Below are 25,861 nucleotides of genomic sequence, written 5' to 3' on the forward strand. Positions count from 1 at the left end.
GCGGGCGGTCCGTCGCACTCGATTTGACGAGACGGGGGGAGACGCTGGTAATGTGATCCCTCGGTTCGGCACGCACGATCAGCCGGCCGGAATGCACCTCTAGCTCAATCGGCAGAGCAACTGACTCTTAATCAGTGGGTTCTCGGTTCAAGTCCGAGGGGGTGCACCACCCCGCCCTCGGGTCCGTCATCGGACTCGGGGGCGTTTCCCGTTTCCAGCCACTCCAGCGGCACGCCCGTGCGGATCGCCCAGAGCCGCAGCGTCATCCGCTTCGGGGCCTTGCGACCGTTGATCCACGCGCCGACGCTCGCCGTGCTCATGCCCAGGTACTCGGCCATCTCCGCATTCGAGACGTCAGCCACCCGCAGCGCCTTGCGCATGCGGTCGGCCTTGTCGAACTCCAGGATGCGCTCCCAGGCGCTCTGACCCTCAGTCATCGTCATGCGGCAATTATCGCACCGCGGGCGCAGTCCTGCGCAAGTTTCGTCATGGGGCTATACGACCCCTTCCCGGGGGACGGAATGACACGCCGGTAATTCGGATGCGCACAGAAAGCACGAATCGTGCTTTCATGTCGTCTCGTGACCCACCCCGAACCAACCTTCGATCCGCGCATGATCTGGCCTGGCCAGCTCATCGGCGCCAAGACCGTCGCCGACCTCCTCGGGTGCTCCGTCTCCACCGTGCAGCGCCGAGTGAAGGACGGCCGCATCCCGATCGTCGCCCAGCTCGACGGCCCCACGGGCGCCTACGTGTTCGACCGCGCCGACGTCCCGACGCGAGGTGACGCCGCGTGAGCATCGAGTCCCTGGCGATCGCGCTGCACCACTCCCGGGCCAAGGGCATGACCAAGCTCGTCCTCATCGGCATTGCCAACCACGACGGCGACGGCGGCGCCTGGCCGGCCGTCTCCACGCTGATGAAGTACTGCGGACCCGGCACGTCCCGCCGCACGGTGCAGGACGCCGTGAACCGCCTGGAGGAGCTGGGCGAGGTCAAGCGCATCGTGCAGCGCGGCGGCACCACCGACTCGCACTACTCCGACTGGCACCGCCCGAACCTCTACCGGTTCGTCCTGCGCTGCCCCATGGACTGCGACCACACGTCCTCCCACCGCACGAAGCGCGACACCTTCGTCCCCGAGTTCGTGGTCCCCGAGCTGCCGGGCGCAGAAATTGCGCCCGGGGGAGGGGGCGCAGAAATTGCGCCCCCTTCGTCGGAAAGTGCGCCCGGGGGGCTGCAAAATCTGCGCCCTAACCATCCCTCAACCCCTAACCACGTAGAAGAAGAACCTCACGTTGGTAACCGTGCGCGCGAGCGCGCGGAGAGTGAGCGGCAGAGCCGCACGCCTTCTGACGACGCCTTCGACGTCGTGGCGTCGCTGCGCTCCGTGCTCGGCCTGGACGACCTGTGCAGCGCGTTTGCCGCTCGCCGTCGCATCCAGCACCAGTACTCGCCCGCGAACGGACGATGCGTCCACTGCGGCGAACGCAACACCCGAGATGAGTTCGAGGGCGTTGCCTTCGACCAGCAGACAGGAGAAGTCCAGTGACCGACACGACCGAGCGTCCCGCACACAGCGGGGCCGACCGACCCGACTACGGCACCTTCACCCTCGCCTCCGACCTTCGCCTCACCGCCGAGGAGTACGAGAGCGAGGAGAAAGGCACCTCGACCTGGGAGGAGCGCGAGGTGTACCGCAAGACCGCCGCCAAGCTCCGCCTGGTCGCCCTCCTCGTCACCAACTGCACCTGGTCCTCCTCGGTCGGCGTCGCCTTCCTGGAGGCCGCACGTGACAACCTCCTGGCCGTGCACCTTGGCAGGGCGGTCGAGGCCAAAGCGCTGATGGATGACAGGCGGGTGGCCCGTGACTCCGCCAGCCTCCCCACGCAGGGGGTCACCCTCTGATGCTCACGCCAGCAGAGCACAACGCAGGCGTGGCCCAGACCAGCGCTATCGCCCACGGGGCTGACCCCGACCTGATCCCCTGCCCCGCGTGCGAGGGCGACCTCCGCGCAGAGGTGCGTACGGAGTGGTGGCCGCTCACCCACGTGGCGCGCCACTTCCACCGAACCGAGGAAGACCTGGCCGTGCACCCCGACGTGCAGCTCGACGCCTTCGGGCGAGTGCAGGTCGGCGTTCCCTGGGCGACGTGCATGCATTGCGGCGCGAGCTTCAACATGGCCGCGATTGATGACGTCGAGGGGATCGAACGATGAGCACCCCCGACACCATCCCCATCGCCGCCGTGCTGCCCATCGCGGCCGTGCTCTGGACCGTCGTCCTCTGGCCCCTCGTGCCCCGCTCGGTTCAGGAGCGGCTGACCCCGCACCGCTGGACCGGCAGCACCGAGCGCGTCTGCACGGCGCACGACCGGTGCCGAGGCGTGGTCCGGTACTACAACCCGCGAGGGGTCCGCCTGTGCGAGGCCTCGACCATCCGCTCGGGCCGCGGTATCGCACTCCCGCTCTACTGCGAGCTGCACCACGGCCATCGCGGCCGGCACTACAGCATCGACGCCGATCGGACGTGGACCCGATGAGCCCCGTTCTCGTCCACGCCCTCCGCCTCGCCCAGGCGCGCCGCGACCTCGCCCGCGCCGAGCTGGAGACGGACGAGGTGGACGCCCGCCGCGGGCCGGCCTGGCTCGCCCGCCTCATCCGCGCCGACCGCGCCGAGGTGCTCGCCCACCTCGACCGCCTCGAGGGGTACGCCCAGTGACAGCCCGCCCCGAGCCCGCGCGCATCGCCCGCACGATGACCGAGGACGACCTCGCCGAGTACCTCAAGGTCCCGGCGGCCAAGGTCGCCCGGATGCGACGAGACGGCCGCGGCCCCGACTTCGTGAAGGTCGGCCGCGAGGCCCGCTACCGCCTGTCCGACGTCGAGCGCTGGCTCCGCGACAACACCCACACCAGCACCGCTACGACCAGGAAGGCCAGCAAGTGAACCTCGCCGAGTGCAACGCCGCCGCCGAGCGCATTCGCGCGGCCGTCCCGATCGAGGCCGGGTCCGCGACCAACGACGAGGTGGTCCGCCGCCTGGTCCTCGTCGCCGCCGAGCTGGCCGAGCTGGGCGTCGAGCCCGAGCCCAAGATGCTCTGGCGCGAGACGAAGCACGCCGACGGCCGCACGCATGGGCAGTGGGCTCACTCGCTCGAGGCGGCGGCGCTGGGCTGCGCGATGTGGTGGGGCGTGCCCGTCCTCGACGTCCGCACCCTCGAGCCCGTTGCCCCGCCAGTCGTGCGTGAGGTGGCCCTGTGGTGAAGGGCCGGCGGGGCCGCGCCTCGAGCGCCACCACCGCCCTCGTGCTGCGCCACTACGGCGTGATCTGCCACCTGTGCGGCAGGGCTAACGCCACGACCAAGGACCACCTCATCCCGTGGTCGCTCGGCGGACGCGACGAGCTATCGAACCTCCGGCCAGCGTGCGACCCGTGCAACAAGCGCCGAGGCAACCGCGTGCTGAACGGGTACGGCTGCTCCATCACGGTCGTGATGGGTCCGCCCGCCGGCGGGAAGTCGACGTACGTGCACGAGCACGCCGGCCCCCGCGACGTCGTGGTCGACCTCGACGCGATCCTCCGCGCGTTCGTCCTGCCCGGTACCGACCCCGGCCACGACACCCCGGGCTGGCTCCGATACCCCGCGATCGTCGCCCGTCGAGCAGCGATCGACCGGCTGTCCCGCCAGCTCTACCCGCCCGACGTCCGCGTCTGGATCATCCACTCGATGCCCGACGCGAAGCGCCTCGAGGAGTACCGCTTCCTCCGCTACCACCTGGTCACCGTCGACCCCGGCCGCGAGGTGGTCACCGCCCGAGCGCTGGAGGAGCGAGGCGGGTACGCGCTCGACGGCATCCTCCGGTGGTACCGCGACTACGCCCAGCAGCCCGCCCTCGACGCTGCACCCGCCCGCCCCGAGCTGACAGCCGGCGCCCCCGACCCGTACTGGTGAGCACCACCACCCAAGCCCCGACGCCGAGCGGTACTCGGCACACACGACAGGAGGCACCATGACCGACACCACCACCCCCGACACCACCACCCCCGAGGCCCCGACCATCACCACACCTTCACTCACCTGGGAGCGAGCGCACGACCAGGTGCAGGAGCAGGTTCGTGCTGCGATCCGCTCGGCGTTCGGGGACGTGTCGATCGAGGACGGCGAGCTGCTCGCCAGCACGCGCATCGACGGCGAGGACGTCGACTTCACCCTCCGAGTCGAGCTGATCTAGCCCGCCTCGCGTTCAGCGGTCCCGCGTTTTTCTGACGCGGGGCCGCTGGTCACTCCACGTCCCCTTCGTCCGTCTCTCCCCCGGAACCAGGAAAGAAAAAATCCGTGAGCACAGAACCCCTGATCGAACCGCTATTCGGCGCGGAAACGCACGCATTCGGCGCGGGTCAGACCGAGAACGCCACGGTTTCCGCGATCAAGGAAATGCACGAGGCCAGGCCGTTCGATTTCCGGCAGAAGGCCCTGGCAGAGCTGGCGCGCGCGCTCGCTCAGAACATCGACCGGGGGAACGCGAAGGGGCGCAGCGTCGGCAACGAAGCCGCGCAGCTCGTCGTGGTCCTCGACAAGCTGGCCGGCGTCGAGGAAGGCGTCGATGAGTCTCAGATCCCCAAGGAAGTCCAGGAGTTCTCCTATGCCCTCGCCCAGCTCCCTCGCATTGCCCCCGGGCCTGGTCACGCCGAGGTACGCGACTCAGCGTGACTACGGCCGCGCGACCTACGGCGGGCACTACGCCGCCGTCTCGGCCGCGCTCGGCCAGCCCCTCGTGCCGTGGCAGCGCTACGTGGCCGACGTCCTCGGTGAGATTGACGAGCACGGCCGGCGGGTCTACTCCCTCGGCGTCGTCACGGTGCCTCGGCAGTCGGGCAAGACCACGCTGATGCAGTCGATCCAGCTCGCGCAGGCGCAGACCGGTACCGGCCGGCGCGGGTGGTTCACGGCGCAGACCGGGCAGGACGCGAACGACCGGTTCCGCGAGACGATCGAGGCGTTCAAGGCCGCGCCGATGCTCAGCCGGCTGGGCACCCCTCGACTGAGCAACGGGTCGATGTCGATCACGTTCGCCAACGGGTCGACCGTCCGGCCGCACCCGCCGACCGCGAAGGCGATGCACGGCAAGCAGACCGACGACCACGACTCCGACGAGGTGTGGGCGTGGTCGATGCTCCAGGGGACCGAGGTGCGCCAGGCCGTCACGCCGACGATGCAGAACCGGCTCATGCTCACCGGCCAGCGCCCGCAGCGCCGCTACTGGTCGACCGAGGGGACCGTCGAGTCCACGTTCTTCAGCCCGCTCCTCGACGGCCTCCGCGAGGACTGCCCGCCCAACGTCGCCCTGTTCGACTTCGGCATCGGCCCCGACGTCGACCCGTTCGACCTGGAGGCGGTCGCTCGCGTGCATCCCGGCTACGGCCACCTCTTCGGCATGTCCGACCTGGAGGCCGCGGCGGAGGAGTTCAAGGACTCACCCGGCGAAATGGCCCGCGCCTACGGCAACCGCCGCACCGGCGCCACCGAACGGCTCATCCCCGACGCGGCGATGCGCGACGCCGCCTGGACGGCCGACTTCCCAGCCGGCGCCGGCCGCGTGTGCCTCGGCGCCGCGGTCGGAGTCGACGGCGTGGACACCACCATCACAGTCTCGGTCCGGGTCAATCCCGAGCTGGTCGTCACCCGCGTGATCCGCGACGGGTACCGCGACGGCACGCACTGGGCGCTTCCGGTGCTGAAGGAGGCGACCGCGAAGGGCGACCCCGTGGTCGTGGACAAGCGCGGCCCCTCGGCGGCGCTGCACGATGCGTGCAAGCGCGCTGACATCCCGATGGTCGACATCGACGGCGGCGGTGTCGCGACGTCGCACCACAACCTCTACGAGGGCCTGACCGGGAAGCCGCCGCGCTGGCGCTACGTCCCGCACGCCGCGCTCGTCACCGCGGCCGAGCTGGCCACCAAGAAGTGGTGGAGCGACGGCGCCTGGATCATCGGCCGGCGCGCCTCGGTCGGCTCGGTGTCCGCGCTCGAGGCCGGCGCGCTCTCCTCGTGGGGCGTCGACCACCTCCCCGAGCAGTACGGCCGGCAGCTCTTCTAGCCCGCGCTGGGCGGCGCTGAGCGGCGCCGAAACGCGCTGAACGGCTCCGAGTGTCACCGAACCGCTGCGAGCGGCGCTGACCGGCGCTGAGCGGCCACGAGAGTTGGTACCGGGGGAGGACCGGCGGGCACTCTCTACCCCGTGAACACGATTGACTGGCGCAGCCTCGAAGCGCACCACGGGGTGACCCGCGACGACTCCGACGTCGCCCCCGCGCAGCTCCGCCTCACGGGCACCCTGCCGCCGGCCCGCACGGCGCCGGCCCGCACGGTCACCGCCGCCGACGCCGTGGCCATCTCCACCGTGTTCCGCGGCGCGCAGATCATCGACACCTCGGTCCAGCAGCTCTCGGTGGACCAGTACCGCGGCTCCACCCCGCTCGAGGTCCCGGCCGCGATCGTCGCGCAGCCCGACCCCGACCGCGCCGCCGAGGAGTTCTTCGGTGAGACGGCCATGTCGATGTTCACTTCCGGCAACGCCTACTGGCGCCTCATCTGGACCGACATCCCCACGCCCACCCTCATCGGCGCCAAGCTGCTCAACCCCGCCGAGGTCCACGTCGGCTCCGACGCCCGCACCGGCGACGCCGTGTACTGGTGGAACGGCCGGCGCCTGGCCAGCCGCGAGGTCAAGCACCTCCGCTTCCTGAAGCTCCCCGGCACCCCGCTGGGCCTCGGCCCGATCCAGGCCGCGCAGATCGAGCTGGGCGGCACGATCGCCGCCCGCGACTACGGCGCCAAGTTCCTCACCGACACCGACATCCCCTCCGGCATCCTGACCACCGACCAGCCCCTCACGCCCGACGAGGCGAAGGACTACAAGGCCGTCTGGCGCGGCGACGGCGAGCCCGCGAACGCCGGCCACCAGGTGAAGGTGCTGGGCAAGGGCCTGAGCTACGCGCCCATCCTCCTCAAGCCCTCGGACGTCCAGTTCCTCGAGACCCGCAAGTTCAACAAGACCGAGCTCGTCGCGCTGCTCGGCATCCCCTCGACCCTCGCCATGACCGTCGTGGAGGGCGGCTCGATGACCTACGCGAACGTCGAGCAGGAGTGGACCGCGTTCGCGCGCTTCACCCTCATGGCCTACCTCCGCCCGATCGAGCTGGCCCTGTCCTCGCTCACCCCCCGCGGCAACCGCGTCCGGTTCAACCTCGACGCGCTGCTCCGCCCCGACACCACCGCCCGGTACGCCGCGCACAAGGTCGGCCTGGACGCGCAGTTCCTCACCGTCGAGGAAGTGCGCGTGATGGAAGGCCGCAAGCCCCTGACCACTCCGCCCGCCCTGGAGGCCCCGAATGCCTGACACCCTCACCCTTCCCGAGCAGCTCCGCGGCGAGCAGGAACGGACCTGGCAGTCCCGTGCCGAGACCGACTCCAGCGACGCCCGCGAGGTGTCCGGCATCGCCGTCCCGTTCGATACCGAGATCGGCCTCCCGGCGTTCGGGTTCTCCGAGCAGTTCTCCCGAGACTGCGTGTTCGAGGACGCAGACCGGGCGCTGCTCGCGTACCGGCACGACGCGATCGTCGGCCGGCTCACCTCGACCCGGTCTACCGACGCGGGACTCGAGGTCACCGGCACCATCTCGCGCACCGCGACCGGCGACGAGGTGTACACCCTCGCGCAGGACGGCGTGCTCGACCGGTTCTCCGTCCGCTTCATCCCGCTCGAGGCGACCGAGACGCGCGACGAGGCGACCGGCCAGCCGGCCTACACCTACACCCGCGTCCAGCTGCGCGAGGTGTCCCTCGTCCCCTTCCCCGCCTACGACGGCGCCACCATCACCTCCGTTCGCTCCGCACCTCCCGCTCCCGAAAGGACCACCCCGACCATGACCGACACCCTCTCCCGCGCCGACCTCGAATCGGCCCTCCAGCAGCAGGAGCAGGAGCTCTCCCGCTCGCTCGAAACCCGCTTCGACGCGCTCCGCCAGGGCTCGGCCGGCGGCGCCACGCTCGGCGAGCAGTGGCGCTCCCAGGGCGAGTTCCTCCGCGCCGTCGCTGACGAGACCCCCGCCGCGCTCGAGTTCTACCGCGCCTACGTCGGCGGCACCTTCCCGGACTCCGCGACGCCGGCCACCTGGATCGCGTCCGCGATCCGCCTCGTGGAGGAGCGCCGCCGCGTCCTGAACACCTTCACCCGTTCGGCCCTGCCGGCCGAGGGGATGCGCCTGGACTACCACAAGCTGAACACCAACTCGATCGTCGTGCAGGAGCAGGTGGCCGAGGGCGACGACCTCGCCTACGGCAAGGTGTCGCTGACCACCGACAGCGTGCCGGTCAAGACCTACGGCGGCTACACCGCGATGACCCTCCAGGAGATTCAGCGCAGCTCCACCCCGATCCTCGACACCGCGATGACCGCCATGGACATCGCCTACGCCTACCGCACCGAGGCCGTCGTCAAGAGCTTCCTCGCGGCGCTCATCGCGCAGCAGCGCGTCGCCGGCAACAAGGTGACCCTCGCCGCGGACACCGACGCGATCGACTGGCTCGACATCATCGTCGACGCCTACGACCTCGCGGACACCCGCGGATTCTCGGTCGCCGGCCTCCTCGCGTCCAAGGACGTGTTCAAGAGCCTCTACCGCCTGACCGACACCACCGGCCGGCCGATGTTCACCGTGTCCGGCCAGGGCGTCAACTCCGTGGGCACCCTCGACGTCGCCAGCCTCACCGCCCAGGCCGGCCCCGTCACCGTCACCCTCCTGCCCAACGCCGCGCCCAAGACCGCCACCTTCTACGACCCGGTGGCCGTCACCACCTGGGAGCAGCCCGGAGCCCCGATCCAGCTCCAGCAGGACAACATCATCAACCTGTCCCGCGCGTTCTCGAAGTACGGCGCCATGGCGGTCGGCTCGCAGTTCCCCACCGCGCTGATCCCGGTCGAGTTCGCCGCCTGATGATCGGCCCCGTCATCATGCCGGCGCGGGAGGAGGTCGCTAAGGCGATCGCCTCCCAGGCCGGCGTGCCGCGCAGCGACGAGGTGGACGCGCTGGCCGACCGCGCGATCGACCGGTGCGCCGACCTCGCCGCCTCCGCTCGCCGGCCGATCCCCGCGGCCGAGCTGCTCGGCGGCGTGGTCGACGTCGGCTGCGAGCTGCTCTTCCGCAAGCGCGCGCGCAACGGCGTCGTGGTGCTGGGCGAGAGCGACTCCGGCGTCGAGACGACGAGGGTGGCCGGCGACCCGACGTCCCCCGCTCGCAAGAGCTGGGCCTACTGGCTCGGCCCGGGGATCGCATGAGCAGCCGCGTCGCTCGCGCACGCGAGCTGCTCGACACCCTCGCCCAGGCCGTGAACGACCCGGAGGTCCTGGTCGACGCGGACGGCCGCAAGGTCCGCACGCACGCGACCCTCGCGGCCGGCGCGATCGTCCTCGGCGTCGGACCCAAGGTCGAGTGGCCCACCCCCGGCGTCGAGCGGGTCACGTGGACCGTCACCGTCACCACGACCGACTCCCCGGACGACCCGTTCCGAGCGTGGGAGCAGCTCGACGCGCTGCTCGACGTCGTAGCCGACTGGGCGCCGTTCGGAGCCCTCGGAGAGGCCGAGTCCACCCGCGTCGCCTGGCACCCCGGAGACGACCCGCTCCCCGCCTACATCGTCACCCTCACCGAAGACACCATCACCTGACAAGGAGCGCCACCATGGCCGATCCCCGCACCGTCCGTAACATCTCCCTCCGCATCGGAGGAGAGGAGTACGCCGCCCACGCGAACGACGTGAACATCACCCCGCCCGCTCCCGTCACCTGGCAGGGCGGCACCGACTCCGCCACCTACAGCGACACCCCGTCCGGCGGGCACATCCTCAACATCGCCGGCGTGCAGAACTACGAGGACGCCGAGTCGCTCTCCTCGCTGCTGCTCGACAACGCGGGCGAGAAGGTGCTCGTCCTGTTCAGCCCGAACCGGGCGACCGGCGGCGCGTGGTTCTCGACCGAGGCCACCCTCGTCGCCCCGGCGATCGGTGGACCGGTCGGCCAGTTCGCCCCGTTCCAGGTCGCGTGCCCCGCGACCAAGCCCAAGCGCGCCGCCGCGCCGGCCGCCGCTTCCTGACGTGTTCGACGTCTCCCGGTCGCGTGAGCTGACGGCCGTCGTCCTGACGCTGAAGACCGCCGACCGGGAGACGCGGCGCGAGATGCAAGCCGCCGCCCGCAAGGCCACCAACTCCCTGTGGAAGCCCGCCCTGGACCAGCGGTCCACGACCCGCCTCGAGCGCAAGGTGCTCGTCACCGGCGCCCGATCCAAGACCAGCAGTGAAGGATTCTCCATGCTCGCCGCCACCTCTCGCCGGCCGCTGTCCGGCGGGCTCGTGCCCGTCGACTCGTGGGCCGGCGTCGAGTTCGGCATGACCCCGCGCAAGCAGCCCGTCACCATGAGCGGCCGCGAGTCCGACGACCGCGCCGCCGTCCTCTCCGGCACCACCTACACCGTGCAGCGCACCGTGGGCAAGCAGTTCAAGGCCCGCCGGCAGACCGGCTACGTCGTCTACCCCGCCCGCCGCGAGGTCGGCCCCAAGATCGTCGCCGCGTGGGCTCGCGCGATCATCGGCGTCGCCGTCAAGGCGGTGTCGCCTCGTGGGTAAGCCCATCGAAATCCCCTTCCTGGCCAACGTCTGGAACGCACTGAAGGGGTTCCGCTCGCTCAGCGACGGACTGGACGAGGTGGGCGACTCCCTCGATGACGTCGCCCGCGATGCGAGGCGCGCCGGCGACGAGGCGGGCGACGGGCTCGCGTCGGGCGTGAAGGCCGGCGCCCGCGAGGCCGACCGTGCAGCGTCCGCGCTGGACTTCAGCGACGTCGCCCGGGAGGGAGGAACCTCCGGCGACCAGGCCGGAGACGGGCTCGCATCGGGCGTGAAGGCGGGCGCCCGCGAGGCCGACCGTGCAGCGTCCGCGCTGGACTTCAGCGACGTCGCCCGAGAGGGCGAGACGTGGGGCACCCGTGCCGGCGACGGCCTCGCTGACGGCATCACCTCCGGCGTGCAGGACGCCGAGCGCGCCACCGAGCGGCTCGACTTCGACCAGCTCGGCCGCGACGCTCAGCTCGCCGGAGAGCGTGCCGGCGACGGCCTCGCTGACGGAATCCAGGAGGGCGTGCAGGACGCCGAGCGCGCCACCGAGCGGCTCGACTTCGACCAGCTCGGCAAGGACGCGGAGCGCGCCGGAGAGCGCGCGGGAGAGGGCCTGTCAGACGGGATCAAGGACGGCGCGAAGGATGCCGAGCGCTCCACCGAGCGCCTCGAGAAGAGCTTCCTGGAGCTGCGCCGAGAGGCCGGCCGCGCCGGCACGGAGGGCGGCAAGGACCTCGGCGACGGCATGAAGGCCGGCGCGGACCGGGCGTCGGACGGCGTGCGCGAGATTGGCGACGAGGCAGCATCGACCGCGAAGGAAGCCGCCGCATCGTTCGACGGGTCGGCCGCGTCGATCGGTGACGCCTTCCAGGAGGTCGCCGCGAACGCGTTCGCCGGGTTCGGTCCGGCTGGCCTGATCGCCGGTGTTGCCGCCGCGGCCGGCATCGGCGTCGTCATCACGAAGCTCCAGGAGGGCGGAGAGGACGCGGAGGCGTTCAAGGCCAAGGTCGGGGACCTGACCTCCGAGCTGATCGACGCCGGCAACCAGGGCGGGCCGAGCCTGGACTACCTCGTCTCCCGGTTGAAGGAGATGGCGGCAGCGACCGAGGACGGGGAAGACAGCCTCTCCGACCTCTACAAGCTCCAGGACGCCGCCGCCTCCAGCTTCGAGAGGATCGCTCAGGCGTACGCGGGAAACGCGGACGGGCTGGACGAGCTGATCGAGAAGGAGAAGGCGCACCAGCGGTCCCTGGAGGACGAGGCCGCGCAGATCGACACCACGAAGGAGACCTCTTACCGTGCCGCGCTCACGCGGGCGGAGGACTCCGCGAAGATCGTCGCGGGGCTGGAGCGAGCCAGAGATGTTGCCACCGAAGCCGCGGACAACGAGGCCGCTTACGCTGCCGCGAACGTTGCCGAGCTGGAGGCCAAGGCAGAGCGTACGCGGGAGTACGCCGACTCCATCCAGGGCGAGCTGTCCGAGGTCGGTGAGTCGTGGGAGAAGTACCAGAACGCCGAGACGGGAGCTATCGACCTGGCGGCGTACACCGCCGCGCTCGCTACTCGCATCCAGCAGATGGCCGACTACCGGACCAATATGGCGCTACTTCACGGCGACATCTCCACGGACGCCTACAACTACCTCGTGCAGATGGGCGCCGACGCCGCGCCTCTCATTGATGCCTACGTGAAGGCCCCGCTGGAGCAGAAGCAGGCGACCGCGGCCGTGTGGGACACCCTCGGCCGGACGGGTGGCTCCAGCTACAACACCGCGCTTCAGAACGAAATCCCCGACTCTGTGTCCGGCCCGAAGGTCATCATCCCGAGCCCCGACATGTCACCCGTTGAGCGCGCCATCCAGACGTTCGGAACGCGCCGCATCGTCGTGAACGTCGAGGGGCGCATTACCAAGATCGGACAGCAGGTTTACGACTGATGGTCACCCTTAGCCACTCCGCCGGCCTGACCGCGCCCGTGCGCGTCCTGGAGGTCTCGTCCGTCTCGCAGACGTCCAACCTCCGCACGATCATCCACGAGCTGATCGGCAACCCCGTCCCCGATATCACCGTCCGCCCTGCCGGCCCCCGCACCGGCACCCTGACCTACGTGCTGGCCGACAAGGCGGCAGGGCAAGCCGCCGAGCTGCTGCACCGGACCCCCGGCATCATCCGGGTGGACGACCCGGGCATCCTCACCATGACCTACTACGCGACCGGTGCGCTCCGCCTGTTCCTCGACCCCCGCGCTCGCCACTCATGGGTGCTCACGGTCGACTTCATCGAGGTGATCCGGTGATCTCGCAGCACCTCGCCTCGCTCAGCCTCTACGACGACACCGACCTCCTGATCGGCACGTTCGCGATCAAGTCGGGCAGCCTCTCCCTCGACGACAACCGCGCCCCGTTCGTGACCGCCTCCGTCGTCCTGACCCTCCCGAAAACCTCCGCCGAGCGCTTCGCGATAGACCCCCGCGCGCGCCTCATTCGCGCCGTCCTGGAGCTCCAGAAGGTCTACAGCGGCTCGCTCCCTATCGCGGCGCTCACCAACCGGTACCGCGAGCGCGGCCTCGCCGGAGCGACCGAGGACATGACGCGCCCCGTGGGCAGCAACCCCTCCACCATCGCGGACCTCGCAGCGAGCTTCGAGAACCATTGGAACGGGTACCCCTCGCCTCCCCGCGAGCGTCTGCTCGTGGAGATGTACCTCGTGGAGTCGGTGGCCGACTACGCCGCCGACGAGCTGTCGATGACGCTGGCCGGCGCTGAGTTCCTGATGCAGCAGGACGTGTCCTCCGGGCAGGCCCCCTACGCCCCGGGCGCGGTCGCGCTCCTGGACGTGGTGCGCTACGTCATCGAGTCGCTCGGCATCGGGTACGTCCTCGAGTCGGACGCCGCGTCCCACGCCCTGATCGAGGCGGATGCGAGCGAGTGGAAGACCGGAGTGAGCGGGTGGGATTACCTGCGCCCCCTCGTGGAGGCGGCGGGCCTGCGCCTCTGGGCGGACGTGGCCGGCTTCTGGCACCTCCTCAAGCGCATCCCCTCCGACAGCATCTCCGCGTGGTCCACCGCGAACACGAAGGCCCTGACGGACAAGGTGTCCCGCTCCGGCTCGTGGGGTGACGCGGTGGTTGTCATCTACGAGTGGGAGGACGCGGACGGCAACCAGCGCCAGCAGGTCGACTACGCCAAGCTCCTCGCGAATCCGAACAAGCCGCGCGTGTTCCGCCGATCCTCGCCCTACCCCGGCCCGGGAGCCGCCGCCTACCTCCTCCGGTTCGTGCAGACGCGCGGCCGTGACGTTGACCTGACGGCCGTGTCCGACTACACCATCGCCCCCGGTGGCCGCGCCTACGTGCAGCTCCCCACCGGGACGAGGCTGACCAAGACCATAGCCGCCGTGCAGTACGCGCTCGGCAATGACGATATGACCGTGACACTCCGCGACCAGCTCGCAGAAGGCGAAGAGGACTGATGGGCTACTACGACGCCGAAGGGCTGTACGTCTACGAGGAGACCGACCTCGTAATCCCGAACCACTCCTTCTCGGAGCTGCTGAACATCGGGCTGCGCAGCATCAAGAACTTCGCGCCCGGATCAGTGAAGCTGGCCGACCTCCTGGCGCGCGTCAAGAAGGGCGACCTGTTTTTCAACCCGTACGACTACGGCGCGGTCGGGAAGGGCAACTCGGCCGACGCCGCCGCGGACACGGCCGGGTGGAAGGCAGCCCTCGCCGCCGCCGCCGCCTTCGGACCGGCATTCGGCACGGCCACCGTCCGCGCCCCGGGCGGCATCTTCTACGTCAACGACACGCTGACGTGGAACCTGCGCGTGAGCATCCAGGGGCCGGCCGAAATCCGCTCCACCATCACCGACCCCTCGAAGTATCTGTGGGTCGCGTACACCGACGCGGCGGGCGACGCGACCAACCCGGGCGGCTCCCCGGTCGATCAGCACGCCACCGCCATGTCGCAGATCATCAACGTCGGCGCGGGCAACGCGGGCGGCAACGGCCTGCGCATCGGTCGCCTCGACGGCACCGCCCCGACCGAGAAGCCCTCGCACATCAGCCTCGACAAGAGCGTTTTCCGCAACTTCAATGAGGGCGTCCGCTTCGGCGCCAACACCTACATGGTGAAGTTCGATCACGTCGCGATCCAGGCGTGCAAGGTCGGTATCCGGCACCTCGCCGCCGCCAACTCCGGCGAGCGGCTCGTGTTCCAGGACTGCTCGATCACCGGTAACAACCTGGCGATCGACGCGCAGACAGATCAGGCGATGGACTTCAACGTCTGCTCCTTCTCGTACAACCACCGTCAGATCCTCCGGTCGAAATCGGCTCGCGTGTTCTTCAACGGTGGTCACGTCGAGATGAACTCGCCGTACGCTCCGTGGTTCGACCTCCTCGACGTGTCCGCTTTCGTTCAGTTCACGGGCGTGCGGTTCCTGCTCGGCCAGCAAGACAACTACACGAGCGTCGTGAACGTCACCCCCGATGGCCTCCAGTTCCCGTCCCGCCGCGCCTACGAGGCAGGCGACGCGCTGCTCATCAACTCGGAGAACGGGTCGGGCCTGGCAGCCGGGTCCACCTACTACGTGCTCTCCAACAGCGCGACAGGCCTCGTCGTCGTCTCGGCCACGCGAGGCGGAGCGCCGGTCGCGACCTCGAGCGGCACGATCACGTCGCTGAAGGCGACCATCCCGCCCGGCGGCTACGTCCCCGTCATCTCGACCACCCAGCCCACGCAGCGCGTGAACATCGTCGGCGGCTCCTTCGACGGGTCGGCGTCGGACGTGACCTACCTGTCCTCCGGCCCGGGAATCGTCACGACCACGGTCGGCACGGCCACGTTCAACAACAGCACCCTGAATATGCAGATCAACGATCAGCAGACGCTCTTGCGGGACGGGCACTTCCACGAGGCGTCCATCGTGGACGACCTCTTTCTCCAGACCATCGGCGGCCACGACACCGCCGTGCTGTCCTCGGAGCAGGCGTCCTCCGGCACCCAGTCACTCAAGCTCACCCACCTCGCCAAGGGCGAAACGGCCGACCTCTACGTCTACGTCCCCATCGCCCAGGGTGCTCGAGTCAATGCTCGTCTGCGAATGATGATCATGAACACCGACTCCACGGTCGTGATCAATGTTCGCTACGGAGCAGCCCACGTCGGGGCCAACCCGGGCGGCGGCACGAACCTCGGCGGCAGCGGCTTCGCCCTCGGCCCGATCCTCGGCACCTCGAACCGCAGCGGATCGGCCGTGCCCGCGTGGATCACGTTCCGGCAGCCGTTGCTCTCCTGGACGCCCGCGCCTCTCTGGGCCACTCACTTCGTCCTCCAGATCAAGACGACGGCCGTCGTCAACAACGGAGTCGTCTATCTGGACGACATCGAGATCAGCCAGTTCTAGAGAGGGAACCATGCAGATCATCCACGGCGCCCGCGGGCGCATCACCACCCACTTCCACGAGGACATCGGCCGCGGGTTCCTGCACCGCGGCATCGACATCGGCCACGGCGACGGCACACCCGACGACCTCGCCGTCTATGCGCCGGCGACCGGGATCGTCGTCGCCGCCGGCCGAGAGGGGACGTACGGCAACCGCCTCATCATCAACCACGGCAACGGCTGGACGAGCCTGCTCGCCCATCTCGCCGCCTACACGGTCCGCCCGGGATCGCAGGTTCACCGCGGCGACCTCATCGCCACCATGGGCAACACCGGCACGGTGTTCGTCCACCTTCACCAGGAGCTCCGGGAGCACGGCCAGTGGGTCGATCCGGAGCTGCACCTTCACCCAGAACAGGACGAAATCGACATGCTCTCCGACGACGACAAGAAGCTCCAGACCGAGCTGCGCGACGAGCTGCGCGGGTTCTCCCAGCGCATCGACGCCGCGGGCGGCATCGGCGAGCTGTTCCGCCTCCTCCAGGACGGCCTGGACGAGATCGAGAGCGCGGCCGACCGCCGTGCCGGGGACCTCGCCAAGGTCATCACCCGCGAGGGCAAGGGCGCCCGCGCCTACGTCCACGCCGACACGGGCGAGGTGCGCGTCATATCCGCGGTCGGGAAGTGGTGGCTCCCCGTCGCCGCGGACGGCGCCGAGGCGACCGTCACCCGCCTGTGCGACCGCGGCATCTGCCAGAGCTGGGGGGACCGGAAGACCCTCTCGCCCGAGGACTTCGACCAGTGGGGGCGCGAGTTCGACCGCCTCCAGTCCGGCCCGATCTTCGCCGCGGCGGTGGCCTCGTGACCGGCACGCGCTCGAACATGGAGGGCCTGTCCACCAAGGTCGCCGCGGGCTCCGTGTCCGCGGCCGTCGTCGCCATCGGCGTCTGGACCTTCTCGGAGACGACCGGCCTCGACGTGCCCGCCCTCGTGCAGTCCTCGGCCGTTGTCGTCGTCGGGTTCCTCGGCGGGGTCATCATGCCCGAGCTCCGCCGCTTCACGACCAAGGGGAAGCGCGAGGCGTGAACCGCACAGCCGTCTTCGTGACGTTCGCGTTCCTCGCGTGCGTCGGACTCGTCGGGGCCATCATCCTGTCAATCCACCGGCCCGACGCCCTGGGTGGCTTTGTCGTCCTCGTCGGCTCACTCCTGGGCTCCGTGGCCACGTTCGCCGGTACGGCGTACGGCCTCGGCCGCCTCAACGAAAAGGTCGATGCCGTCAAGCACCAGACCAACGGCACCTTGTCCGCGCGGGACGAGCGGATCGCCGTCCTGGAGGCCGAGAAGACTGCGCTCCTCCAGCAGCTCGCCCACCGCAACAAGCCGTGGTGGAGGCGCCTGCGCACGTGACGCCTCACGGCGCGACGAGGCCCCTGCCTGTTCGGGTTCGGCAGGGGCCTCGTCGTCGTGCTCACGCGCCTATGCGGCCGCGAACTCCACCCCGCGCCGGAGCGTGTCGCTTTCGACGTAGGTGTAAATCTGCGTGGTGGCCACTGAGGCGTGCCCCAGTAGCTCCTGGACCGCTCGAATGTCCTTGCCGGTGCCCGTGTAGGTCCGGCTCGCGAAGCGGTGCCGCAGCATGTGCGCAGTGACGCCCTCGGGCAGCGCACGAGAGATGAGCTTGGAGACGTAGGACGCCGAGAGGTGCCCGTCAATCTGGCCGGGGAATGCCCACCCCTCGGGCAGCGCACGCAGGTCGGCCGCGAGCCCGGCCGGGAGCGGCAGCAGGCGCACCTTGCGGCCCTTCCCGAGCACGCGGAGATAGGCGCCGTCGACGCCGCGCTGAACGTCTCGGGTGTGCACTCGGGCGATCTCGCAGCACCGGAGCCCGGCGTGGGCGCCGAGCTTGACCATGAGCCGGGTCCGAGCGTCGACGTCGTGTAGGCCGCAGGAGACGGCATCCTCGGCCGCGGGCCGGGGCGTGCCCCGCGGGGCCGACGCTGATCCCAGGTGCTCGGTCACGAGCGAGGGTGTCCGGCCGGTCGCGTGCGCCCATTCGTAGAAGCCTCGGAGGCTCCGCGCGTGAGAGCGCACGGTGCTCGCGCCCCATGTTGCGCGAGCTAGGTAGGCCTCGACGTCTTCGAGCGCCACCGCGAAGGGCTGGAGGCCCGTCGTGACGGCGAAGCGACGGAGGTGGTAGCTGGTCAGACGGATGGTCCCTTCCGAGCGCCTGAGGGAGGCCAGGCGCGCGAGGTAGGACGTCAGAGGCGGGGTCCAGGCCTCGGGCGTCACGAGTGTGGTGCGCATGGTTCTAGCGAACACGTGACGCATAAGGGGGTCAGTGAACGGGAGCAATACACCGAGACGAGACATTTTGGCCCTAACCGGTAGGCGTGTCGGTGGATGCGTGTGCTTGCTCCCACTGCCAGTGGAGCTTCAACGCGCACCCGCGTCGCGAGGGACTGCCCGAGTCGCCGTCGACGTCGCCCCGCGCGAACCAGTGCGCCTTGCGTCCTCGCCAGGCGTAGTCCTTGACGACCTCACCCACGAATGCGCCAGTCGCCCGGTCCCGCACGGTGCCGTTCCGCTGCACGAGGAACGGGTCAATGGTGCTCATGCGGCGACGTCCTCGTCCTCGACGGCCCATAACCAGTGGGTTCTCGGTTCAAGTCCGAGGGGGTGCACCACCAGCCCCGCACCTCCTCGTGAGGTGCGGGGCTTCGTCGTTCCCGGTCCGTGTCCGTTCCCGACCTCCTCGGAGCGCCCGCGGGGGGGAGCGCCGGCCCGTGCTCACTCGCTGGAGTCCGCGGAAGCCGACGCTCGTGGAGCCGATCCCGATGTCGAGCGCGTCCGAGGCCCGGGCCTGATCGGCGGCGGCGGCGGTCAGGCTCAGGGTGATGCCCGTCCGCGTGAAGGCCCGGGCGACGGTGCTCCAGGCGGGGTCGACGTCTCCGTCCGCCGACGCCAACAGGCGCCTGAGCATCCGCACGGTGTCCGGCGCAGGATGCGGACCGACCCCCGTTCGCGTGGCAGGATCTCCGTTCGCTTCCGTTTCCCCTCCAGAAAGGACCGATGTGCCCGAAGACGTCCTCCCCGTGATCGGCTCGATCGCGCTCGCCGTGGTGATCGCGGTCGTGATCGCCGTGGTCGCGACCGCCGTCGTCGCCCTCGTGCTGCGCTCGGTCGGCAAGCGCAAGACCTGGGCGCGCCTGCTGATCCGGCGTCTGCGCATTCCGTTCCGCGTGCTGCTGATGACCATCGCGGTCTGGGCCGCGCTCGCCGCCACCGTGTCGGGCGACCCCTGGCCGGGTCTCGTGCAGCGGGTGTTCCAGATCGCCACGATCGGCGCGGCGGCGTGGGTGATCGGATCCCTGTTCGTGTTCCTCGAGGACCTGGGCGCCGAGCGCTACCGGACCGACACTGCCGACAACCGCCGGGCACGCCGCCTCCGCACGCAGATGACGATCATCCGGAGGGTCGCCGTGGCGGCCGTCGTGGTCATCGCGATCGGCGCCTCGCTGCTGACCTTCCCCGAGGCCCGCACGGCCGGTGCGAGCCTCCTGGCCTCGGCCGGCGTGCTCTCGATCGTGGCGGGCCTGGCCGCGCAGTCGAGCCTCACGAACATCTTCGCCGGGATGCAGCTCGCCTTCAGCGACGCCATCCGCCTGGACGACGTGGTGATCGTCGAGACCGAGTGGGGGCGGATCGAGGAGATCACGCTGACCTACGTCGTCGTCCACCTCTGGGACGACCGCCGCCTGGTGCTGCCCACGAACTACTTCACGACCCAGCCGTTCCAGAACTGGACCCGCACCGGGTCCGAGCTGCTCGGCGCCGTCGAGCTCGACCTGGACTGGCGGGTCAGCCCCGAGCAGATGCGCGAGGAGCTGCACCGCATGCTCGAGGAGACCGATCTCTGGGACCGGCGCACCAGCGTGCTGCAGGTGACCGACGCGACGGGCGGCTTCGTCCGGATCCGGGTGCTCGTCACGGCGAAGGACGCGCCGACGCTCTTCGACCTGCGCTGCTACGTGCGCGAGCGGCTCGTCTCGTGGCTGCACGAGAACGACCCCGTCGCCCTCCCGCGTCAGCGCGTCGAGATGGAGCGGGAGCCCGCTCCCGCCGCGACCCCGCGCCGGCACGGCTCCTCCGCCCCGGACAACCTGTTCTCGGGCGACGAGCGCTCGAACGAGCGGGGGGCGATGTTCACAGGTCTCATCGACCTGCGGGACACCCCGAAGCGGGACACCCCGAAGCGGGACACCCCGAAGCGGGAGCTGCCGCCGCGGGACTGACTCCTGCGAGGACGCCGCTCCCACGGCCGCGCCCGGGGTGCGCGCGGCGAGCGGCGTCCCGCAGGGCGGTCAGCGGTTCACGGAGCTCATGTCGGCGTAGCGGTCGCCGACGGGGGCCTCGAGCGCGCCGAGGACGTCGAGCTGCTCCGCGGTCAGCACGAGGGCGTCCGCGGCCGCGTTCTCCTCGATGCGCGAGACGCGCTTGGTGCCCGGGATCGGAGCGATGTCCTCGCCCTGGGCGAGCAGCCAGGCGAGCGCCACCTGCGCGGCGGTCGCGTCCGCCTCTGCCGCCACACGGTCGACGGCCTCCACGATGCGGAGGTTCGCCTCCAGCGCTCCGTCGGCGAAGCGGGGGTTGTCGCGGCGGAAGTCGTCGCTGCCCAGCTCGGCGACCGAGCGGATGCTGCCCGTGAGGAAGCCGCGGCCCAGCGGCGAGTACGGGACGAAGCCGATGCCGAGCTCGCGGAGGACCGGCAGCACCTCCGCCTCGGGGTCGCGGGTCCACAGCGAGTACTCGGACTGCACAGCGGTGACCGGGTGCACGGCGTGAGCGCGCCGGATCGTCGCGGGCGCCGCCTCCGAGAGGCCGTAGCCGCGGAGCTTGCCCTCCTGGATCAGCTCCGCGAAGGCCCCGGCGGTCTCCTCGACCGGGACGCCCGGGTCCATGCGGTGCTGGTAGTAGAGGTCGATGCGGTCGGTGCCGAGGCGCGCGAGCGAGCCCTCGACGGCGAGCCGCAGGTTCTCCGGGGAGCCGTCGAGTCCGCGGCCCCCGTCGCCGCGGTGTCGGATCATGCCGAACTTGCTCGCCAGCACCACCTCGTCGCGGCGGCCTGCCAGCGCGCGGCCGAGCAGCTCCTCGTTGGTGTACGGGCCGTAGATCTCGGCGGTGTCGAGGAACGTGACGCCGAGCTCGAGGGCGCGGTGCACGGTGCGGATCGACTCCGCGTCGTCGGTGCCGGCGCCGGTGTAGAACGCCGACATGCCCATCGCGCCGAGACCGAGGCGCGAGACCTCGAGAGCGGCGACGTCGGATCCGAGGGTGATCGTCTTCATCAGTGGGTGGTCCTCTCCTGGTACGCCGCGATCTTGATGTCGATCGCGGCGAGGCTGGCGTGTGTCCGGGCGAGCTGCGCCTCGACCTCCTCGCGGTGCGTCCGGAGCAGCGCGAGGCGCTCCGGCTCCGTGGCGGGCCCGATCCGGAGGAGCCGGGCGTACTCGCGGATCCTCGCGATCGGCATCCCGGTCGCGCGGAGCTTGGTGAGGAAGTCGACCCAGCCGAGGTCGGCCGGCCGGTAGCGGCGGTGCTGCGACGAGGCGCGCTCGACCGGGTCGAGCATGAGCCCGGCGCGCTCGTAGTAGCGCAGGGTGTGCACGGTGAGACCGGTGACGGCGGCGACCTGCGAGATCGACAGCACCTCCGGCTCGGCCGGGGCGGCGGTGGCGGTGGACATGGCGTCAACCTACGACTTCGAGTGCGCTCGAGGTCAAGCGGGAGCGGGCGACTCAGCCGACCTCGCGGCTGAAGCCCAGGAGGGCCTCGGCGATGCGGGCGTTCGCCTCCTCGTGGCTGATGGTCGCCTCGCCGTCGCCCGCCTGCGGCCCGTACCAGCCGAAGTCGGCGTGGTTGGCGCCGTCGATCTCGACGAGGTCGGCGGAGGAGGGCAGCCGGACGCTCGCGTCGGCGACCTTCTCCGGCGTGCTGAGCCCGTCCTCCGATCCGCTGACACTGAGGACGGGGAGCCCGGAGCCCGAGAGGTCGTTCGCGCAGTAGCTGCCGAGCAGCACAAGGCCCGCCACCGCCGGGTCCTCGGCCCACTGGCAGGCCTTCACGCCGCCGAGGGAGTGGCCGCCGACGAGCCAGCGTTCGACGCCCTCGGCCTGGCTGGTGAAGGTCTCGAGCGAGCGGAGATCGAAGAAGGCCAGGTGCAGGATCGGCCGCGTGATCACGACGGTCGCCCCGGCCTCGACCAGCGGAGCCAGGGTCGCCTCGTAGGAGGAGGCGTCGACCTTCGCTCCGGGGATGAAGACCAGGCCCGTGCCGGCCAGCTCACCGGTCGAGGTCGGCGTCATCACGAGCGCGTCGTCCGTGCGCTCGACCGCGATCGCCGGATCGGCGCGCACGCGGGCGAGGGCGTCCTCGTCGGGGCCGCTGACGATCGAGCTCCAGGTGAGGAAGCCGAGGACCGCGACTCCGAGGACTCCGCCGATGCTCGCGAGAACGACGCGGCGGCGCCTCATCGGGCTGCCGCGATCGCGTCGGCCGCCTGCACCAGGGCGAGGTGGGAGAGGGCCTGGGGAGTGTTCCCCGCGTGCCGGCGGCCCTCGACGTCGTACTCCTCCGAGAGGAGGCCCACGTCGTTGCAGAGCCCGACGAGCCGGTCCATCAGGGTCCGCGCGTCGTCGATCCGGCCGGAGTCGGCGTACTGCCGGACGAGCCAGAAGGAGCAGGCGAGGAACGGGTGCTCGCCGCCGGCGAGGCCGTCGACCGAGGACTCGGTCCGGTAGCGGTGCAGCAGGCCGTCCTGCAGGAGCACGCGCTCCAGCTCGGCGACGGTGCCCAGCATCCGCGGGTCGTCGGCGGGGACGAAGCCGACCATCGGCAGCACGAGGAGCGACGCGTCGACCTCGGGCGAGCCGTAGGACTGCACGAAGTGGCCGCGCTCGGCGTCGAAGCCCTGGGCCTCGATCTCGGCGCGCACCTCGTCGCGGAGGCGCTCCCAGGTCTCGACCGGACCGGGCAGGCCGTTCTCGCGCACGGCGCGGACGCCCCGATCGAGCGCGGCCCAGATCATGACCCGCGAGTGCGTGAAGTGCCGCGGCTCGCCCCGGATCTCCCAGATGCCGTTGTCCGGCCGCTGCCAGTTGGTCTCGACGAAGCCCAGGAGCGCGCGCTGGAGCGGCCAGGAGAACTCCGTCTCGTCCACTCCGGCCACGCGGGCCTCGTGCAGAGCGACCATCACCTCGCCGATCACGTCCGCCTGGTACTGGTCGACGGCGGCGTTCCCGATCCGCACGGGGGAGGCGCCGTCGTAGCCGGGCAGGCTCGGCATCTCCCGCTCGGGCAGGTCGCGCTCGCCGGCGAGGCCGTACATGATCTGCACGTCCTCCGGCGCGCCCGCGACCGCGCGGAGCAGCCAGGCCCGCCACTTCTGCGCCTCCTGCTCGAACCCGTGCGCGAGCAGGGCCTGCAGGGTGAGCGAGGCGTCGCGGAGCCAGACGTAGCGGTAGTCCCAGTTGCGGGCGCCGCCGAACTGCTCCGGGAGCGAGGTGGTCGCCGCCGCGACGATGCCGCCGGTCTCGTCGTCGGTCAGGGCGCGGAGGGTCAGCAGCGAGCGGACGACGGCGTCGCGGTGCGGCCCGTCGTAGTCGATCGCCGACGCCCACTCGGACCACCAGGAGAGCGTGCGCTCCAGCGCGCGGTCGACGTCGAGGCGCTTCGGCGCCCGCTGGTGCGAGGGGAACCACGCCATCGAGAGGTCGACGACCGCGTCCGCGTCGACGTCGAACTCCGCCGCGTGGGCGTGGTCGACGGCCTTCAACCGCACTCCGCGCACCACGACCGCGTCCGGCCCGGCGACGGCGACGAGCAGCGGATCCTCGTCCGTCCCCTCCTGCCGCACCCACGGCATGGTGCGGGCGTAGTCGAAGCGGATGCGCAGCTCCTGCCGCATCCGGACGGTCCCCGACACTCCGCGCACCCGGCGCACCAGCTCGGCGCGCTCGTCGCGCAGCGGCATCACGTCGACCACCTCGACGACGCCGGTGGGCGTCGTCCACCGGGTGACCAGCGCGAGCGTGTCGCCGAGGTAGTGGCGCTCGCTCGTCGCCTCCCCGTCCACCGGCCGGAGCGACCAGCGCCCCTGGTCGTCGCCGCCGAGGAGGGCGCCGAAGACGGAGGCGGAGTCGAAGCGCGGCAGGCACAGCCAGTCGATCCCCCCGTCGCGGGAGACGAGAGCGGCCGTGCGGCAGTCGGAGAGGACGGCGTAGTCCTCGATCGGGGAGACCATGCGGCGATCCTCTCAGGTGCGGCTGTGGCCTCCCAGTCAAGGCGGAGCGGGGCTCTTCAGCGCCGCCGTAGGGTGAGCCGCATGGCACAGACCGTCTCGACCCTGCTCATCCTCGGAGCGACGGGGGACCTGTCCTCGCGGCTCCTCCTCCCCGCCGTCGGCCAGCTGCTGACCCGCGAGACCGACCGGCGGGTCCATCTCGTCGGCGCGGGACGCGAGGACTGGACCCAGGAGCACTGGCACGAGGTGCTGACCGCCTCCTTCGCCACCGTCGAGGCGCAGGGCGAGGGCGTGGACGCGCTCACCTCCGGCACGCGCTACCAGCAGGTCGACGTCACCGATCCGGAGGCGCTCGCCGCACTGCTCGCGAGCTGCGCCGGTCCGGTGGCGGTCTACTTCGCCCTCCCGCCGGCGATCGCGGCGAAGGCCTGCGAGGCGCTCGCCGCCCACGACCTGCCGGAGGGCACCGTGCTGGCGCTGGAGAAGCCGTTCGGGACCGACGAGGCGAGCGCGCACGCCCTCAACCAGCGCCTCGCCGCGCTGGTCCCCGAGGACCGCATCCACCGCGTCGACCACTTCCTCGGCCGCGCGACCGTGATGAACGTGCTCGGCCTGCGCTTCGCCAACCGGATCCTCGAGCCGCTGTGGTCGGCCGAGCACATCGAGAGCGTCGAGATCGTCTACGACGAGCAGCTGGCCCTCGAGGGGCGGGCGAGCTACTACGACGGCGCGGGCGCGCTGACCGACATGATCCAGAGCCACCTGCTGCAGGTCCTCGCGGTGATCGCGATGGAGCCGCCGTCCTCGCTCGACGCGGCCGACCTCCGGGACGCGAAGTCGATCGTCCTGCGCGCCACCCGCCTGCACGGCGACGACCCCGCCGCGAGCTCGCGCCGCGCCCGCTACACGGCGGGGACGATCGACGGACGCGAGCTGCCCGCCTACGCGGACGAGAAGGGCGTGGACCCCGCTCGCCGGACCGAGACGCTGGCCGAGCTGGTCGTCGAGATCGACACCTGGCGCTGGGCAGGCGTGCCGTTCACCCTCCGCTCCGGCAAGGCGCTCGGGGAGCGGCGGCGCGAAGTGGTCATCCGCTTCAAGCCGGTGCCGCACCTGCCCCGCGGCTTCGTCGGCACCGAGGCGCCGTCCGTGCTGCGGCTGTTCCTCGCGCCCGACCAGATGTCGCTCGAGCTGAACATCAACGGCCCCGGCGACCCGTACACGCTCGAGCGCGCCTCGCTGGAGGCGACCTTCGGCGCGGGCGAGCTGCTGGCGTACGGCGAGGTCATCTCGGGGATCCTCGACGACGACCCGTCGCTCTCGGTCCGCGGGGACGCCGCCGAGGAGTGCTGGCGCATCGTGCAGCCCGCGATCGACGCGTGGCACGCGGACCGGGTGCCGCTCGACGAGTACCCGGCGGGCAGCGAGGGCCCCGGGAGCTGGCCGACGCTCTGACGGGCGGCCGGGGGAGGGGCGGCCGCGGGGGATCTCGAGACGGCGGCC

34 protein-coding genes and 1 tRNA gene are annotated in these 25,861 nt (G+C 70.9%); 28 read left to right on the forward strand and 7 right to left on the reverse strand.

The features are described from left to right. The first annotated feature begins 93 nt into the window (after positions 1-93). Positions 94-169 (forward strand) — tRNA-Lys (locus C5B95_RS06270). Here the strand turns inward: C5B95_RS06270 and C5B95_RS18055 are convergent. Beyond that, positions 132-443, reverse strand: a complete 312-nt coding sequence (locus C5B95_RS18055; protein WP_219813828.1) for a helix-turn-helix transcriptional regulator — start codon at positions 441-443, stop codon at positions 132-134. The two genes, C5B95_RS06270 and C5B95_RS18055, sit on opposite strands and share 38 nt — an antisense overlap. A 171-nt stretch (positions 444-614) precedes the next feature. Here C5B95_RS18055 and C5B95_RS06280 point away from each other — a divergent pair, with 171 nt between their 5' ends. The 25 genes from C5B95_RS06280 (at position 615) to C5B95_RS06395 (ending at position 17,466) form a co-directional block, all read left to right on the forward strand. Further along, positions 615-797: a helix-turn-helix domain-containing protein gene (locus C5B95_RS06280; protein WP_104348717.1), complete on the forward strand. Its 183-nt coding sequence runs from the start codon at positions 615-617 to the stop codon at positions 795-797. Continuing rightward, positions 794-1,552, forward strand: coding sequence for a helix-turn-helix domain-containing protein (locus C5B95_RS06285; RefSeq protein WP_104348718.1), 759 nt, complete (start codon positions 794-796; stop codon positions 1,550-1,552). Before C5B95_RS06280 ends, C5B95_RS06285 begins: the two co-directional genes overlap by 4 nt. Beyond that, positions 1,549-1,908, forward strand: coding sequence for a hypothetical protein (locus C5B95_RS06290; RefSeq protein ID WP_104348719.1), 360 nt, complete (start codon positions 1,549-1,551; stop codon positions 1,906-1,908). Before C5B95_RS06285 ends, C5B95_RS06290 begins: the two co-directional genes overlap by 4 nt. A gap of 29 nt (positions 1,909-1,937) precedes the next feature. Further along, positions 1,938-2,219 carry a hypothetical protein gene (locus C5B95_RS06295; RefSeq protein WP_104348720.1) on the forward strand — a complete coding sequence of 94 codons (282 nt, stop codon included), beginning with the start codon at positions 1,938-1,940 and terminating at the stop codon, positions 2,217-2,219. After that, complete coding sequence (locus tag C5B95_RS06300; RefSeq protein WP_104348721.1) at positions 2,216-2,542, forward strand: hypothetical protein; 327 nt, start codon at positions 2,216-2,218, stop codon at positions 2,540-2,542. The genes C5B95_RS06295 and C5B95_RS06300 overlap by 4 nt, the downstream gene beginning before the upstream one ends. Next, entirely contained in the window at positions 2,539-2,721 is a 183-nt protein-coding gene (locus C5B95_RS06305) for a hypothetical protein (RefSeq protein ID WP_146076495.1), read from the forward strand. Before C5B95_RS06300 ends, C5B95_RS06305 begins: the two co-directional genes overlap by 4 nt. Then, positions 2,718-2,948 (forward strand): helix-turn-helix domain-containing protein, encoded by a 231-nt coding sequence (locus C5B95_RS06310; protein ID WP_258059842.1) that lies wholly within the window; start codon positions 2,718-2,720, stop codon positions 2,946-2,948. Before C5B95_RS06305 ends, C5B95_RS06310 begins: the two co-directional genes overlap by 4 nt. After that, a complete protein-coding gene (locus C5B95_RS06315; protein ID WP_104348723.1) occupies positions 2,945-3,265 on the forward strand; it encodes a hypothetical protein in 321 nt (106 codons plus the stop codon). The genes C5B95_RS06310 and C5B95_RS06315 overlap by 4 nt, the downstream gene beginning before the upstream one ends. Further along, positions 3,262-3,954 carry an HNH endonuclease gene (locus C5B95_RS17715; protein WP_219813826.1) on the forward strand — a complete coding sequence of 231 codons (693 nt, stop codon included), beginning with the start codon at positions 3,262-3,264 and terminating at the stop codon, positions 3,952-3,954. Before C5B95_RS06315 ends, C5B95_RS17715 begins: the two co-directional genes overlap by 4 nt. 58 nt (positions 3,955-4,012) lie before the next feature. After that, positions 4,013-4,234: a hypothetical protein gene (locus C5B95_RS06325; protein WP_104348724.1), complete on the forward strand. Its 222-nt coding sequence runs from the start codon at positions 4,013-4,015 to the stop codon at positions 4,232-4,234. A gap of 104 nt (positions 4,235-4,338) precedes the next feature. Continuing rightward, positions 4,339-4,713: a hypothetical protein gene (locus tag C5B95_RS06330; protein WP_104348725.1), complete on the forward strand. Its 375-nt coding sequence runs from the start codon at positions 4,339-4,341 to the stop codon at positions 4,711-4,713. Further along, positions 4,646-6,100: a hypothetical protein gene (locus C5B95_RS06335; RefSeq protein WP_146076496.1), complete on the forward strand. Its 1,455-nt coding sequence runs from the start codon at positions 4,646-4,648 to the stop codon at positions 6,098-6,100. The genes C5B95_RS06330 and C5B95_RS06335 overlap by 68 nt, the downstream gene beginning before the upstream one ends. A 141-nt stretch (positions 6,101-6,241) precedes the next feature. Next, positions 6,242-7,402: a phage portal protein gene (locus C5B95_RS06340; protein ID WP_104348727.1), complete on the forward strand. Its 1,161-nt coding sequence runs from the start codon at positions 6,242-6,244 to the stop codon at positions 7,400-7,402. Beyond that, positions 7,395-8,999 carry an HK97 family phage prohead protease gene (locus C5B95_RS06345; RefSeq protein WP_104348728.1) on the forward strand — a complete coding sequence of 535 codons (1,605 nt, stop codon included), beginning with the start codon at positions 7,395-7,397 and terminating at the stop codon, positions 8,997-8,999. Before C5B95_RS06340 ends, C5B95_RS06345 begins: the two co-directional genes overlap by 8 nt. Further along, entirely contained in the window at positions 8,999-9,340 is a 342-nt protein-coding gene (locus C5B95_RS06350) for a hypothetical protein (RefSeq protein WP_104348729.1), read from the forward strand. The genes C5B95_RS06345 and C5B95_RS06350 overlap by 1 nt, the downstream gene beginning before the upstream one ends. Beyond that, positions 9,337-9,729 carry a hypothetical protein gene (locus C5B95_RS06355; protein ID WP_104348730.1) on the forward strand — a complete coding sequence of 131 codons (393 nt, stop codon included), beginning with the start codon at positions 9,337-9,339 and terminating at the stop codon, positions 9,727-9,729. The genes C5B95_RS06350 and C5B95_RS06355 overlap by 4 nt, the downstream gene beginning before the upstream one ends. A gap of 14 nt (positions 9,730-9,743) precedes the next feature. Continuing rightward, a complete protein-coding gene (locus C5B95_RS06360; RefSeq protein ID WP_104348731.1) occupies positions 9,744-10,154 on the forward strand; it encodes a hypothetical protein in 411 nt (136 codons plus the stop codon). Position 10,155: 1 nt separating this feature from the next. Beyond that, positions 10,156-10,683 (forward strand): hypothetical protein, encoded by a 528-nt coding sequence (locus C5B95_RS06365; RefSeq protein WP_104348732.1) that lies wholly within the window; start codon positions 10,156-10,158, stop codon positions 10,681-10,683. Then, positions 10,676-12,607 carry a hypothetical protein gene (locus tag C5B95_RS06370; protein ID WP_104348733.1) on the forward strand — a complete coding sequence of 644 codons (1,932 nt, stop codon included), beginning with the start codon at positions 10,676-10,678 and terminating at the stop codon, positions 12,605-12,607. The genes C5B95_RS06365 and C5B95_RS06370 overlap by 8 nt, the downstream gene beginning before the upstream one ends. Beyond that, complete coding sequence (locus tag C5B95_RS06375) at positions 12,607-12,966, forward strand: hypothetical protein (RefSeq protein ID WP_104348734.1); 360 nt, start codon at positions 12,607-12,609, stop codon at positions 12,964-12,966. Before C5B95_RS06370 ends, C5B95_RS06375 begins: the two co-directional genes overlap by 1 nt. Then, positions 12,963-14,141: a hypothetical protein gene (locus tag C5B95_RS06380; RefSeq protein WP_104348735.1), complete on the forward strand. Its 1,179-nt coding sequence runs from the start codon at positions 12,963-12,965 to the stop codon at positions 14,139-14,141. Before C5B95_RS06375 ends, C5B95_RS06380 begins: the two co-directional genes overlap by 4 nt. Continuing rightward, on the forward strand, positions 14,141-16,078 hold the full coding sequence (locus C5B95_RS17405) for a hypothetical protein (protein ID WP_181068008.1): 1,938 nt from the start codon (positions 14,141-14,143) through the stop codon (positions 16,076-16,078). The genes C5B95_RS06380 and C5B95_RS17405 overlap by 1 nt, the downstream gene beginning before the upstream one ends. Before the next feature lie 10 nt (positions 16,079-16,088). Beyond that, positions 16,089-16,922 carry a M23 family metallopeptidase gene (locus tag C5B95_RS06385; protein ID WP_181068009.1) on the forward strand — a complete coding sequence of 278 codons (834 nt, stop codon included), beginning with the start codon at positions 16,089-16,091 and terminating at the stop codon, positions 16,920-16,922. Next, on the forward strand, positions 16,919-17,143 hold the full coding sequence (locus C5B95_RS06390) for a hypothetical protein (protein WP_104348737.1): 225 nt from the start codon (positions 16,919-16,921) through the stop codon (positions 17,141-17,143). Before C5B95_RS06385 ends, C5B95_RS06390 begins: the two co-directional genes overlap by 4 nt. Further along, the gene (locus C5B95_RS06395) at positions 17,140-17,466 is read left to right on the forward strand and encodes a hypothetical protein (protein WP_104348738.1); all 327 of its coding nucleotides are present in this window, start codon (positions 17,140-17,142) and stop codon (positions 17,464-17,466) included. The genes C5B95_RS06390 and C5B95_RS06395 overlap by 4 nt, the downstream gene beginning before the upstream one ends. A 69-nt stretch (positions 17,467-17,535) precedes the next feature. Here C5B95_RS06395 and C5B95_RS06400 read toward each other — a convergent pair whose 3' ends face one another. After that, positions 17,536-18,363: a tyrosine-type recombinase/integrase gene (locus C5B95_RS06400; RefSeq protein ID WP_181068010.1), complete on the reverse strand. Its 828-nt coding sequence runs from the start codon at positions 18,361-18,363 to the stop codon at positions 17,536-17,538. Between the two features lie 73 nt (positions 18,364-18,436). Further along, positions 18,437-18,673 carry a hypothetical protein gene (locus C5B95_RS06405; RefSeq protein ID WP_104348740.1) on the reverse strand — a complete coding sequence of 79 codons (237 nt, stop codon included), beginning with the start codon at positions 18,671-18,673 and terminating at the stop codon, positions 18,437-18,439. A 457-nt stretch (positions 18,674-19,130) separates the two neighbouring features. On the opposite strand from C5B95_RS06405, the gene C5B95_RS06410 reads away from it, so the two are divergent. Further along, positions 19,131-20,351, forward strand: coding sequence for a mechanosensitive ion channel family protein (locus C5B95_RS06410; RefSeq protein WP_258059843.1), 1,221 nt, complete (start codon positions 19,131-19,133; stop codon positions 20,349-20,351). A 69-nt stretch (positions 20,352-20,420) separates the two neighbouring features. On the opposite strand, the gene C5B95_RS06415 is transcribed toward C5B95_RS06410, so the two are convergent. Genes C5B95_RS06415 through C5B95_RS06430 form a run of 4 tightly spaced genes read right to left on the reverse strand, consistent with a single transcriptional unit; the run spans position 20,421 to position 24,358 of the window. Continuing rightward, a complete protein-coding gene (locus C5B95_RS06415) occupies positions 20,421-21,404 on the reverse strand; it encodes an aldo/keto reductase (protein WP_104226238.1) in 984 nt (327 codons plus the stop codon). Next, positions 21,404-21,802: a MerR family transcriptional regulator gene (locus tag C5B95_RS06420; RefSeq protein WP_104226239.1), complete on the reverse strand. Its 399-nt coding sequence runs from the start codon at positions 21,800-21,802 to the stop codon at positions 21,404-21,406. The genes C5B95_RS06415 and C5B95_RS06420 overlap by 1 nt, the downstream gene beginning before the upstream one ends. Positions 21,803-21,854: 52 nt before the next feature. Further along, positions 21,855-22,589: an alpha/beta hydrolase gene (locus tag C5B95_RS06425; RefSeq protein WP_104348742.1), complete on the reverse strand. Its 735-nt coding sequence runs from the start codon at positions 22,587-22,589 to the stop codon at positions 21,855-21,857. Then, positions 22,586-24,358, reverse strand: coding sequence for a glycoside hydrolase family 15 protein (locus tag C5B95_RS06430; RefSeq protein WP_104223549.1), 1,773 nt, complete (start codon positions 24,356-24,358; stop codon positions 22,586-22,588). Before C5B95_RS06430 ends, C5B95_RS06425 begins: the two co-directional genes overlap by 4 nt. 81 nt (positions 24,359-24,439) lie before the next feature. Between C5B95_RS06430 and C5B95_RS06435 the strand changes: the two genes are divergently transcribed. Beyond that, a complete protein-coding gene (locus C5B95_RS06435; protein WP_181065465.1) occupies positions 24,440-25,813 on the forward strand; it encodes a glucose-6-phosphate dehydrogenase in 1,374 nt (457 codons plus the stop codon). Positions 25,814-25,861 lie beyond the last annotated feature (48 nt).

The organism is Rathayibacter sp. AY1A7, assembly GCF_002930845.1.
GTDB lineage: Bacteria > Actinomycetota > Actinomycetes > Actinomycetales > Microbacteriaceae > Rathayibacter.